We start from the raw sequence: 12,598 nt of genomic DNA on the forward strand, positions 1-12,598 counted from the left end.
GTCCCGAGGACGGTGGCGAGTAAAAAGGAACCGGACCGAACGTCCTAACCGCTCTCGGACGGGAGACGGCGTATGCTCGAACCCGGAGACGCCGCCCCACCGATCTCGCTCACGGACCACCGCGGTGACACCGTCACCGTCGATCCGACCGACGCGCGCTATACGGTCGTCTACTTTTACCCGCGCGCAGACACGCCGGGGTGTACGACCGAGGCCTGCGGGTTCCGCGACGAGTGGGACGTCTTCGCGGACGCCGACATCGCCGTCGTCGGCGTCAGCGACGACCCGGTCGCGGATCTGGCGTCGTTCGCCGACGACTACGACCTCCCGTTCACGCTCCTCTCGGACCCCGACGGCGAGGTTGCGCGCGCCTACGACTCCTACGGCGAGAAGAACATGTTCGGAAACACCTTCGACGGCGTGTTCCGAAACACGTACGTGCTCGATTCGGACGGCACCGTCGTGCTCGCGTACGAGGGAGTCGACCCCGAGGAACACGCGGTCGAGATAGTCGAGGACGTCGAGGCGCTGGACGGCTAGGCGCGCGAGCGCAGCGGGACGGCTAGAACAGCCCGCCGACGCGCGCCAGCAGCTTCGGCGCTTCCGTCGCGATCGCGTGTCGTTTCAGCAGGCCGAAGCCGACGACGATGACGGCGAACCCGGCCACCGTGAGCGGCGTGACGGGCTCTTCGAGCAGCAGCGCGCCGGTGACCGTTGCGACCACGGGCACGACGTACGAGACGAGGTTGATCTCGAAGGCACCCAGCCGGCCGAGAAGCGTGAAGTAGATCGTGTACGCCACCGCCGACGCCAGCAGGCCGAGGAAGCCGAGCGCCGCGAGCGCTGGAAGCTCCGTGGCCGGAAGCCGCTGTGTCTCGCCGAGTCCGAGGCTGAGCCCGTGGATGAGCAGCGCGCCGAATCCCATCGCCCAGCCGGTGAGCGCGATGCTGGAGAAGCTCGTCTCGACCGTGCGGAGGCCGACGCTACCCACCGCGACCGCGAGCACGCCGACGGAGATGAGCCCGACGCCGATCGTGACGCCGCCGGCGAGGTTCGACGGATCCGGCTGCGCGACGAGCCCGACGCCGACGAACGCCAACACGACGCCCACCGCGCCCCGCGCGTCGAGGTTCGTGCCGCCGATCCAGAGCGCGGCGACGGCGGCGGTCGCGATCGGGACCAGACTGTAGGTGATGGCGGCGATCCCGCTCGTGGTGTACTGCTGGCCGACGAACAGAAGCGAGTTGTTGACCGCGACGGAGAGGCCGCCGCTGAACCCGATCGCCGCCAGGTCGCCGCGGGTGCGCGGGAGCGGCGACGACTCGGTAAACAGGACGTACGAGAGCAGCGCGACCGCGGCTACGTCGAACCGATAGGCGGCGTACAGTATCGGCGGGTAGTAGTCGAGGCCGACCTCGATGGAGACGAACGACCCGCCCCACAAGAGCGCGAGCAGGAAGAACAACGCGACGTCTCGGTATCCGGACACGCGCTACCGGACGGCCGCCGCGGGTAAAGCCGTGTCCGTTTCACCGTCGGGGCGGTCGGGTGGCGGCCGTCCGCGTTCGACTCGGGCCGCTCAGTAGCCGCGGACGATCAGGTAGTCGGCGAGGTCACGGAGGAGTTCGCGAGAGCCGCTCTCGGGGAGCACGTCGAGGTGCTCCTTCGAGCGCGCCGTGAGGTCCTCGGCGGTCTCGCGGGCGTAGGCGATCGACCCGGCGTCTTCGAGCGCGGCCACCGCGTCGTCGATCGCCGCCTCCGTCACTTCGTCGGGCGTGTCGGCGTCGACGAGCCCGTCGACGTCGACGCCCTGCTGGCGGGCGTGGAGCGTGATAAGCGTCTCTTTCCCCTCGACGAGGTCGGAGCCGCGCTGCTTGCCCAGCTCCTCGGAGGGGACGGTCAGATCGAGCACGTCGTCTTGGATCTGGAACGCTCGGCCCGAGTCGATCCCGTACTGGTACAGCGCCTCGGCGACCTCCTCGTCGGCTCCGAGCAGCACGGCCGGCGTCGCCGCCGACGCGCCGTACAGGACCGCGGTCTTCAACTCGACCATCTCGAGGTACTCCTCCGGGAGGATGTCGTCGCGCGACTCGAAGGCGACGTCGAGCGCCTGCCCCTCGCAGATCTCGGTGCAGGTGGACGCGAGCATCCGCATCGCCTCCAGTCCGTTCGCCGGGTCAGCGCCGGTCTCGGTCATGAACTCGAACGCCTTCGAGTAGAGCGTGTCGCCGGCGAGGATCGCCGTCGATGTGTCGTACTGCTCGTGAACGGCGGGCACGCCGCGTCTGAGCGCGTCCTCGTCCATGATGTCGTCGTGAATCAGCGTGAACGACTGGATGACCTCGATGGCGACCGCCGCGCGCATCACGTCGACCGGCCGACCGTCGAGCGCCGGGAACTCGCGGAACTCGGTGCTCAGCGGTTCGACGCCGGTGACCGCCTCGGCGGCCAGCGTCGCCACCGTTGGGCGGAGCCGCTTTCCACCGGCTTCGAGGATGTACCGCGTCGCTTCGTAGAGGCGCTTCGGCTCTTCGACCGGCAGCTCCTCGTCGATAGCGGCGTTGACCAAGTCGCGCCGCTCGCGGATGGCGTCGAGCACCCGCGCCTCCTTCGTCTCGCTCGTCATTCGACGAGCTGGATGACGCTGCCGTTCTGCGTGACGTGAACGTCACGGCCGAGCTTGTACCCCTGCGACTTCGCGAGGTCCACGTACGGCGAGCGACCCTTCAGCGTCTGGTGGCCGGGGATCAGGTGCTGGGGCTGGAGCGCGTCGAGCATCTCGTAGTGCCCCTCCTCGCGGAGGTGGCCGGAGACGTGGATGTCGTCGTAGATGCGCGCGCCCTGCATCCGAAGCAGCTGTTCGGACTGGTAGCGCTGTCCCTCGTTGGTCGGCTCCGGAATGACGCTCGCGCTGAAGACGATCTTGTCGCCGTCGTCCATCTCGTACGGCGTCTCGCCGCGGCCCATGCGGGTCAACATCGCGCGCGGCTCGCCCTGGTGGCCCGTCACGATCGGGAGGAAGTTGCCCTTCCCCTCCTTCATGATGCGTTTGAACGCGCGGTTGACGGACTTCCGGTGGCCGTACATGCCGATGTCGTCTTGGAAGTCCACGAAGTCGAGCCGCTCTGCGGTCCCGGAGTACTTCTCCATCGAGCGGCCGAGCAGGATCGGCTGGCGGCCGATCTCGCGGGCGTACTCGACGAGCGTCTTCACGCGGGCGATGTGTGAGGAGAACGTCGTGGCGACGATACCGCCCGAGTAGTCCTCCATCGAGGTCAGCGTGTCCTCGACGTGCTTTTTGGCGTACGACTCCGAGGGGGTACGGCCCTTGCGGCCCGCGTTCGTACAGTCCTCGATGTAACAGAGGACGCCCTCGTCTTGGCGGCCGATCTCGCGGAACCGGTCCATGTCGATCGGGTCACCGATGACGGGGTCGTGGTCAAGTCGTTTGTCGAGGCCGTAGACGATCGCGCCCTCGGGCGTGTGTAAGACCGGGTTGATCGCGTCGATGATCGAGTGGGTCACGTTGACGAACTCCATCTCGACCTGCTCGGAGTCGCCGATCGCCATCGTGCCGCCCGCCTGCATCTTCACGAGGTCGTTGTCGACCTGGAACTTCCCCTCGTCTTCGATCTGCTGGCGAACCAGTTCGATCGTGTACGGGGATCCGACGATGGGTGCGTCGTAGCGGTGCGCGAGCTTCGGGATGCCCGCGATGTGGTCGAGGTGACCGTGCGTGGGGACGATCGCCTGCACGTCGCCCTCCAGTTCGCTCATGACGCGGTCGTCCGGGATCGCGCCCATGTCGATCAGATCGAGGCTGTGCATCTTCTCGGTCTCCACGTTGTCGTGGATGAGGACCTTACTGAGGTTCAGGCCCATGTCGAAGATGACGATGTCGTCGCCCGCGCGAACCGCCGTCATCTGTCGACCGACCTCTTCGTACCCGCCGAGTGTCGCAATTTCGATTTCCATGATTTGTTGATATCGAGCGCCTGATCGGCGTCGATCACTGAAACCCCGCAAGGAGCCGTTCTGCGCTACGTCCGACCGTGCGTCGTTGAGGCCCCGCTACGGCCGAGTCGCCGCTGACTCACCGTGTCCCGCGGGAGTGTGGTGCTCGCAGATACAGGTGCCCATCTTAAAAACACCCGGGTTCGGCCGCGCTGACGGCTCCGCGAGGGGGCCGGACGGCGAGGGTCGCCTTCTTCCCGGTATTTTTAATAGTGCCACGGGCCGCGTACAAACAATGAGTGGACGACCCCTCGACGTGCTCGAAGCGTCGCTCGAGGAGCCGGTGACTGTACACCTCAAAGACGGCACGACGTACTACGGCGTCTTGGCCGGCTACGACCAGCACATGAACGTCGTCATCGAGCCCGAGGCCGACGTGGACGACCGCGTCGACGACGACCTCGACGGCGAGTTCGCGGTCGCGATCGAAGACACAACGATTATACGCGGCGATAACGTCGTCACCATCAAAGCATGACCGGCTCCGGAACGCCCTCTCAGGGGAAAAAGAACAAGACGGTTCACGTGAAGTGCCGCCGCTGCGGCGAGAAGTCCTACCACGTCAAGAAGGAACGCTGCTCGTCGTGCGGCTTCGGCGACTCCGCCTCCCGGCGTGACTACGCTTGGCAGTCGAAGTCCGGCGACAACTGACGACGGTATCTCGTTTCTCGTTTCGTCCCCTGCCGATTCGTAGCCGTGCGTCCGGCAGTCGGGCGTCGAAGCCGTGCGTTTCGGTCGCGTACGACCCCGCCGGGAACCCAATCGTTTCCCGCACCGATGGCCGAGTGTGCCCATGGACCTCTCCGCTGTCGACCTCTCGCCGATCCCCGCCGGCGGGACCGCAGCCGACGCCTTCGAGAACACCGTCGCGGCCGCGAGACAGGCCGAGGACCTCGGCTACTCTCGGTTCTGGGTCGCAGAGCACCACGGCCGCGCCGAGCGGCTCGCGGGCACGACTCCCGAGGTGTTGCTCGGGCGGCTCGCCGCCGCGACCGACGAGATCCGGATCGGGAGCGGCGCGGTGCTTCTCAACCACTACAGCCCGTTCAAAGTCGCCGAGGCGTTCGGGACGCTCGACGGACTCGCCCCGGGACGCGTCGACGCCGGGCTGGGCCGGGCGAACGGCTCGCCGGCGGCCGACCGTGCGCTCGGCACGGAACGGCGGGTCGAGAATCCGAACGAGGACCACGAAGAGCGGATCCGCGCGGTCGCGAACCACCTCTACGACGCGTATCCGGAGGGCCACCCGTACGCCGATCTCTCGGTTCCTCGCTCCGGCGCCGCGCCGCCCGCCCCGTGGGTGCTCGGGTCGAGTCCGGCGAGCGGCGAGATCGCGGGGACGCTCGGGCTCCCCTACTGTTTCGCGGGGTTCATTCGCCCGGGGTTCGCCGAGCGCGCCGTCGCCGCCTACCGCGAGGCGTTCGATCCCGGAACGCTCTCCGCGAGCCTCGATTCGCCTCGCGCCATGCTCGCGATCAACGCGGTCGCGGCGGACACCGACGAGGCGGCCGCGCGACGACGCGCTCCCGCCGAGGCCGTCTACCGCCGGATGCAACGCGGGAACCTCGGCGACCGCACGCCGTCGGTCGAGGAGGCGATCGACGAGCTGGGCGGGACGCCGGACCCGACGCCGGCGACCCTCGACGCGGACGAGTGGCCACGGTCGGTCTCCGGGAGCCCGGAGACGATCGCGGCGGTCCTCTCACAGCTCGCCGGTCGGATCGACGTCGACGAGGTGATGATACAGCACACGGTGCCCGACCCTCACGCGGCCCTCGAATCGCACGCGATGCTGGCCGAGGCCGTCGGGGTCGACCCGCGGAGCTGATCCCCCGCCGCACGCTCGTCGCCCGCTACTCGTCGATCTCGTCGGCGAGGTCGCCGGCGACACCGGTGTAGCCCGCGGGCGTCAGCGCCTTCAGCTCCCCGCGGACGTCGTCGTTGACGTCGAGGTCGTCGAACAGATCGCGGAAGTCGTCGAGCGTTACCGACCGCCCGCGGGTGAGTTCCTTCACGCGCTCGTAGGCCTCGGTGTCCCCCTCGCGTCGGAGGATCGTCTGGACCGCCTCGCCGATCACTTCCGGCGTCGCGTCGAGTTCCTCGCGCATCACCGCCTCGTTCGGAACGACCTTCGAGAGCCCGTCTCCCGCCTTCGAGTAGCCGATGAGACAGTGTGCGAGCGCCGCGCCGACGTTGCGTTTGACCGTCGAGTCAGACAGGTCGCGCTGGAGCCGCGAGCTCGTGACGTAGTCGGCGAGGAAGGTGAGGTCGGCGTTCGCCTTCGAGAGGTTCCCCTCGCTGTTCTCGAAGTCGATCGGATTGACCTTGTGCGGCATCGTCGACGAGCCGGTCTCACCCTCGACCGTCCGCTGGCCGAGGTAGCGGTCCGAGACGTACAGCCACGCGTCAAGATCCAAATCGAGGAGGACGTTGTTGACTCCGCGGAGCGCGTCGAAAAGCGCGGCGAGGTCGTCACAGGGGTTCACCTGCGTCGCGAGCGGCGTGTGTTCTAAGCCCAAATCGCGCACGAACGACTCGGCGAACGCCCGCCAGTCGACCTCGGGATACGCGGCCGCGTGGGCGGCGTAGGTTCCGGACGCGCCGGCGAGCTTCCCCGAGAGGTCCCCGTTCGCGACGACGACGCGGCCGAGCGCGCGGCCGAGCCGGGCGGCGTACACCGCCATCTCCTTGCCGAAGGTGGTCGGCGTCGCGGGCTGGCCGTGAGTGCGCGCGAGCATGGGCGCGTCGCGGTGGTCTCGTGCGAGTTCGGCGAGCGCGTCGCGCACCTTGCGGATCGCGGGGACGACCACTTCGGTCACGGCCGACGCGAGGAGCAGTCGGTGCGCGAGGTTGTTCACGTCCTCGCTCGTCAACCCGAAGTGTATCCACGGATACAGCGCCTCGGCGTCGCCGATCGGCGAGTCGGCGCTCGCGGTCGCGTCGTCGCCGTCTCCGGACGCCGCCAGTCGGTCGATCCGGACGCGCAGGAAGTACTCGACCGCCTTCACGTCGTGGTTGGTCGCGGCGTACCCCTCTGCGCCCTCGACTTCGAGCGCCTTGATCAGCCGCGCGTCCTCGGCGGAGAACGCGTCGTATATCTCCCGGAGCGACTCGCGTGCGGCCTCGTCGAGCCCGATCGGCGTCGCGTCGAGGTCGGCCAAGGCGATCAGGTACTCGACTTCGACGCGGGTCCGGGCGCGCATGAGCGCGGCCTCGCTCGCGTACGGAGAAAGCGGCGCGGTGCGGGAGGCGTACCGCCCGTCGAGCGGCGAGACCGCCGCGAGCGGGTCGGAGCGAGACAGCCCGGAGATGGTGTCGTCGTCCGTCGGTTCGGAGCGATCGGTCATGTCCGCGAGTGCCCCCGGAGCCAGCAAAAGCGTGTCGATGGCGACCCACCGGGATCGGTGTGAATCGCACAGATGTGGATAAGTTCGCCGCACAAATCGCCCCGACACCCGCGTCTTATCCGCGAACGTGGATCTATATCCGCGACGGACCGCAATCGATATACCCGATCGGTCGGTCCCCTCGTGTATGAAGATCGCCGGACTCGCGAGCAACCGGGGGCGGAACCTCAGACACATCGCCGACGTCGCGCCGGGGGGCGCGGAGCTGTCGGTCGTCCTGACGAACCGGGAGCAAGCGCCCGTTCTCGAAGCCGCGACGGAGCGCCGGATACCCACCGAGGTCGTCGAGCGGGAGGACGGGGAGTCCCGTGAGTCCCACGAGCGCCGGATCGTCGACCGGCTCTCGGGATACGACATCGATCTCGTCTGTCTGGACGGCTACATGCGCGTCCTGACCGACGAGCTCCTCGACGCCGTTCCGACCACCTTGAACGTCCACCCCTCGCTTCTCCCGTCGTTCCCCGGCACCGACGCCCACGAGCAGGTCCTCGACGCCGGCGTTCGGACCACGGGCTGTACCGTCCACGTCGTCACCGAAGCGGTCGACTCGGGCCCGATCGTGACCCAGGAGCCGGTCCCCGTCTACGGCGACGACGACGCCGAGTCGCTGAAAGACCGCGTGCTCCACGACGCGGAGTTCACCGCGTACCCGCGGGCGGTCCGGTGGTTCGCGGAGGGACGGGTGACCGTCGAGCGGAGCGAGGACGGAGAGGCGGTCGACGCGACCGTCGACGGCGACACGGGCGGCGACTTCCCCGAGCGACGGTTCGTCTCCGAGGAGCGCGCCGCCGAACTCCGATACGGCGAGAACCCTCATCAGGACGCCGCGCTGTACGCCGACGACGGCTGCGAGGAGGCGAGCGTCGTCGGGGCTCCGCAGCTGAACCCCGGCGCGAAGGGGATGGGGTACAACAACTACAACGACGCCGACGCCGCCCTCGATCTGGTCAAGGAGTTCGACGACCCCGCCGCCGCCGTGATCAAACACACCAACCCCGCGGGCTGCGCGACGAGCGACACGCTCGCGGACGCGTACGACCGCGCGCTCCGGACGGACGCCAAATCGGCGTTCGGCGGCATCGTCGCCCTGAACCGCGAGTGTGACGCCGACACGGCGACCGCCGTCGCGGACTCGTTCAAGGAGGTCGTCGTCGCGCCGGGCTACACGGAGAGCGCGCTCGACGTGCTCACGGAGAAAAAGAACCTCCGAGTGCTCGACGTCGGGGCACTCGGAGACGGCGACGACCGCTTCACCGAGCGGTTCACCGAGAAGCCGATCGTGGGCGGGCGGCTCGTGCAGGAGCGCGACCGCCAGTCGCCGACGGCCGACGATCTGGAAGTGGTCACCGAGCGCGAGCCGACCGACGAGCAGTTGGAGACGATGACCTTCGCGTGGAAGACGCTCAAACACGTGAAATCCAACGGTATCCTGTTCGCGACCGGCACCGAGACGGTCGGGGTCGGCATGGGTCAGGTGTCGCGCGTCGACGCGGTGACGCTCGCGGCGATGAAATCAGCGAAAGACGCCGACGGCAAGTCGGCCGAGGGCGCGGTGATGGCCTCTGACGCCTTCTTCCCCTTCCCGGACGCGATCGAGGAGGCCGCCGACGCCGGTATCGAGGCCGTGATCCAGCCCGGCGGCTCCGTCAACGACGAGGACGTGATCGCCGCCGCCGACGAGCACGACATGGCGATGGCCTTTACCGGATCGCGCTGTTTCCGACACGACTGACGGCTCGCCGGTCACTCGCCGTCGGGGTCCATCCCGCGGATCTCGAACCGCGCGCCGCCCTCGTCGCTCTCAGTAACCCCGATCGTCCAGCCGTGCGCCGCGACGACCTGACGGATGATCGCTAGCCCGAGGCCGGTGCCGGACTCCGCGGTGGTGTACCCGTCGGAGAACACCTCCTCGCGGTCGCTCTCCGGGATTCCGTCCCCGTCGTCCGCGACGTAGATCCCGGCCCCGTCGTCGAGTTCGCCGACGGTCACCGTGACCTCGTCTCCGCCGTGTTCGACCGCGTTCCGAAAGAGGTTCTCGAACACCTGCTGGAGCCGGCTCCAGTCGCCGTAGAGGTCGCGGTCGGTCTCGACGCGCAGGGTCGCACCGTCGGCGTCCACGAACGACCAGCACTCGCGGACGAGATCGCCGAGCGCGATCGACTCGCGCCCCCCGATCGTCTGCCCCTCGCGGGTGAGAAACAGCAGGTCGTCGACGAGCGACTCCATCCGGTGTATCGCCTCCCGGCACCGCTCGAAGTGCTCCGGGTCGCCGGTCTCCTCGGCCAGTTCGAGGTATCCCTCGACGACGCCGAGCGGATTCCGGATGTCGTGTGAGACGATCCGCGTGAACTCCTCCAACTGATCGCGCTGGCTCTGGATTCGCTCCGTCGCCTGCGCGTGGAAGATCTCGTAGCCCACCCACTGCGCTAAGAGCTCTACGAACGTCTCCTCGTCCTCGGAGAACGGTCGGTCCCGGGGCTCGGTGTCGGCGAAACAGAACGTTCCGTACACCTCGCCGTCGACGAGCACCTTGGCACCGATGTACGCTTCGAGTCCGAACTCCTCGTAGGCCGCGTCGTCTTCCCACCCCTCGACTCTCGCGTGTTGGACGGTCAACGCGCCGTCGATATCGATCGTCTTCCGGCAGTACGCTCGCGACAGCGGGCAACTGGAGTCGGGCCGGAGCAGGTCGTGGTCCCCGCGCGCCTCGATTATCAGCTGCGTGTCGCCGTCGATCTCGGTGAGGAATCCGACCTCGACGCCGAGATACTCCCGACCCAGGTCAAGCAGGTCCGGAACCTTCCCCTCGAAGGATCGTTCTTGGTCCGCGGTGATCCGGTACATCCGGCGGAGCACGTCACCCTCCGATGGCTGGGCGTCACTCATCGTATCACAATGCTATAACGATCCACCGCACCCCCGGCTATTAAATCAGCCGGGACCGCTAGACACCTCCGTTCCCGCGCGACGAGAGCCACGCCAGCGCCGCGTCGAGGTCGGTCTCCGGCGGCGAACAGGCCTTCCCCTCACACACGTACGCAGTCGGGTCGTCGGCCTCTGCGTCGCGGTTCGCCCAGATCGGCGGAGCCGACTCCATACCCAGCCGGTCGAGCCACTCGTCGAGACCGTCCGCGGTCGGCGGCCGCGGCGAGACGAGCGCTCCGGGGAGGTACCGTTCGCCGAGCGTTTCGTTCCACTCGTCGGGGACCGTCTCGGCCGCGATCGTCACCTCGATCCCACCGGTCCGGACCCGTTCCGCGGCTCGAACGAGCGACACGTGCTCCAGCGGGCTCGCGCGGATTCTGTCGGCGTGCGTCGTCACGACGGACTCCGCCGTCTCCGCGAACCGGCGGTCGGTCCGGAACCCGTCGAGCATCGCCAGCGTCTCCGCCGCGACGCCGAGGCTCGACGGCGTCGACCGGTCGGTGAACTCCTGCGGCCGCGCGAAAAGCGATCCGGGACCGTCGTCGGGCTCCCCGTCTACACCCTCGTCGTCCGCGTCCGACTCCGGATCCCGCGTGAAGTAGACCGTCCCGTCGTCGGCGTCGTAGAAGTCGGCGACGATCGCGTCGGCCAGATCCAACGCGAACCCGAGCGGCTCCGGGTCCCCAGTGACCCCGTACACGTCGAGCGCGCCGCGCGCGAGAAACGCGTAGTCGTCGAGGTATCCCGGACCCCGCACGTCGCCGTCGAGCCAGCGCCGAGCGAGTGTTCCCGTCTCGGCGTCGTAGAGTTTCTCTCGGCAGAAGTCGAGCGCGTCGCGTGCGATCGCGGCGTACGGGTCGCCGAGCGTGCGACCCGCACTCGCGAACGCCGAGATCGCTCGCCCGTTCCACGAGGCGAGGACCTTCTCGTCGCGGGCGGGACGCGGTCGCGACTGCCGCGCCTCGAAGAGGGCGACGCGCGCCTCGGTCAGAACTTCGCGGATCTCCTCGGGCGACCGATCGCGATCCTCGGCGAGCGCCTCGACCGGGGCCGCGGCCGTCGGGACGGTCGTGCCGCGCTCGAAGTTCCCTCCCGACCGGATCCCGAACCGCTGTTTGGCGATCGACGCCGCGGGTTCGTCCAACACCGCGTCGACCTCGCTCGGCGTCCAGACGTAGAACGCGCCCTCCACGTCTCCGCCGTCTCCGTCGTCGCCGCCCGTTGAACCCCCGCCGGTGCGCGCCGTCGGCGGCCGGCTCCGGGCGTCGAGCGTGCTGAAGAACCCACCGTCCGCGTGCCGAAGCTCGCGATCGACGAACCCGAGCGTCTCGCTCGCGATCCGGGCGTAGGCCGGATCCCCGGTGAGCCGATACCCGTCGAGGTAGACCATGGGCAGCTCGGCGTTGTCGTACAGCATCTTCTCGAAGTGCGGGACCGTCCACTGCCGGTCGACCGCGTAGCGGTGGAATCCGCCGCCGATCTGGTCGTACACCCCGCCCGACGCCATCCCGTCGAGCGTGCCGGTCGCGGCCGCGAGCGCGCTGTCGCGACCGCTCTCCGCGTACGCCCGGAACAACAGATCGATTCGACCCGGCATCGGGAACTTCGCGCCGCCGCTTCCGAACCCGCCGTGCTCCTCGTCGTAGCCGCGGACCGCGGCGGCGGCAGCCTCTTCAAGCAGCTCCGAACCGGGCGGGTCGCCGCCGATACCGTCCGGGACCGACTCAAGTTCGTCGCGGGCGCTCGACGCCCACTGCTCCGCTCGGTGGCGCATCTCCTCGCGCTGGTCGGGATCGCGCCAGGACTCCGCGATCTGTTCGCACAGGTCTCGGAACCCGGGCTGGTTCCGGCGCGGCTCCGGCGGGAAGTACGTACCGACGTAGAACGGCTTCCCCTCGGGGGTACACCACGCCGAGAGCGGCCACCCGCCGCCGCCGGTGACGAGCTGTGAGACCGTCATGAACGTGCTGTCGACGTCCGGGCGCTCCTCGCGGTCGACCTTGATCGGAACGAACTGCTCGTTGAGGATCGACGCGACGGACTCGTCCTCGAAGCTCTCTTCGGCCATCACGTGACACCAGTGGCACGACGAGTAACCGATGGAGACGAACACGGGCACGTCGTGTTCGCGGGCGCGCTCGAACGCCTCCTCGCCCCACGGCTGCCAGTTGACCGGGTTGTCGGCGTGCTGTCGGAGGTACGGGCTCGCCTCCTCGTCGAGGCGGTTCCGTGCCGTCGGCTGTGACATACGC

Annotated in this window: 11 protein-coding genes; 5 read left to right on the forward strand and 6 right to left on the reverse strand. The window is 68.5% G+C overall.

Annotated features, from left to right (window positions below; genetic code table 11):
• Positions 1-72 precede the first annotated feature (72 nt).
• A complete protein-coding gene (locus NO930_RS03915; protein ID WP_256402555.1) occupies positions 73-540 on the forward strand; it encodes a peroxiredoxin in 468 nt (155 codons plus the stop codon).
• Between the two features lie 22 nt (positions 541-562).
• Here the strand turns inward: NO930_RS03915 and NO930_RS03920 are convergent, their stop codons facing one another.
• The 3 genes from NO930_RS03920 to NO930_RS03930 all read right to left on the reverse strand — a co-directional run bounded on the left by NO930_RS03920 (position 563) and on the right by NO930_RS03930 (position 3,975).
• Entirely contained in the window at positions 563-1,489 is a 927-nt protein-coding gene (locus NO930_RS03920) for a DMT family transporter (protein ID WP_256402556.1), read from the reverse strand.
• Between the two features lie 90 nt (positions 1,490-1,579).
• The gene (gene idsA3, locus NO930_RS03925) at positions 1,580-2,626 is read right to left on the reverse strand and encodes a geranylfarnesyl diphosphate synthase (protein ID WP_256402557.1); all 1,047 of its coding nucleotides are present in this window, start codon (positions 2,624-2,626) and stop codon (positions 1,580-1,582) included.
• Positions 2,623-3,975: a ribonuclease J gene (locus NO930_RS03930; RefSeq protein ID WP_137784328.1), complete on the reverse strand. Its 1,353-nt coding sequence runs from the start codon at positions 3,973-3,975 to the stop codon at positions 2,623-2,625. Before NO930_RS03930 ends, idsA3 begins: the two co-directional genes overlap by 4 nt.
• Before the next feature lie 274 nt (positions 3,976-4,249).
• Here NO930_RS03930 and NO930_RS03935 point away from each other — a divergent pair, with 274 nt between their 5' ends.
• The 3 genes from NO930_RS03935 to NO930_RS03945 all read left to right on the forward strand — a co-directional run bounded on the left by NO930_RS03935 (position 4,250) and on the right by NO930_RS03945 (position 5,842).
• Entirely contained in the window at positions 4,250-4,492 is a 243-nt protein-coding gene (locus NO930_RS03935; protein ID WP_256402558.1) for an LSM domain-containing protein, read from the forward strand.
• Positions 4,489-4,665, forward strand: coding sequence for a 50S ribosomal protein L37e (locus tag NO930_RS03940; RefSeq protein WP_049983101.1), 177 nt, complete (start codon positions 4,489-4,491; stop codon positions 4,663-4,665). Before NO930_RS03935 ends, NO930_RS03940 begins: the two co-directional genes overlap by 4 nt.
• Before the next feature lie 142 nt (positions 4,666-4,807).
• Entirely contained in the window at positions 4,808-5,842 is a 1,035-nt protein-coding gene (locus tag NO930_RS03945) for an MsnO8 family LLM class oxidoreductase (protein ID WP_137783755.1), read from the forward strand.
• Positions 5,843-5,867: 25 nt separating this feature from the next.
• Here the strand turns inward: NO930_RS03945 and purB are convergent, their stop codons facing one another.
• Positions 5,868-7,361 (reverse strand): adenylosuccinate lyase, encoded by a 1,494-nt coding sequence (gene purB, locus NO930_RS03950; protein ID WP_256402559.1) that lies wholly within the window; start codon positions 7,359-7,361, stop codon positions 5,868-5,870.
• A gap of 187 nt (positions 7,362-7,548) precedes the next feature.
• On the opposite strand from purB, the gene purN reads away from it, so the two are divergent.
• Entirely contained in the window at positions 7,549-9,153 is a 1,605-nt protein-coding gene (gene purN / locus NO930_RS03955; RefSeq protein ID WP_256402560.1) for a phosphoribosylglycinamide formyltransferase, read from the forward strand.
• 11 nt (positions 9,154-9,164) lie between these two features.
• Here purN and NO930_RS03960 read toward each other — a convergent pair whose 3' ends face one another.
• Positions 9,165-10,307, reverse strand: a complete 1,143-nt coding sequence (locus NO930_RS03960) for a sensor histidine kinase (RefSeq protein WP_137783844.1) — start codon at positions 10,305-10,307, stop codon at positions 9,165-9,167.
• Between the two features lie 58 nt (positions 10,308-10,365).
• On the reverse strand, positions 10,366-12,594 hold the full coding sequence (locus tag NO930_RS03965; RefSeq protein WP_256402561.1) for a thioredoxin domain-containing protein: 2,229 nt from the start codon (positions 12,592-12,594) through the stop codon (positions 10,366-10,368).
• Between the last annotated feature and the right edge of the window lie 4 nt (positions 12,595-12,598).

It is taken from the genome of Halorubrum salinum, from assembly GCF_024494575.1.
Classification (GTDB): Archaea; Halobacteriota; Halobacteria; order Halobacteriales; family Haloferacaceae; genus Halorubrum; species Halorubrum salinum.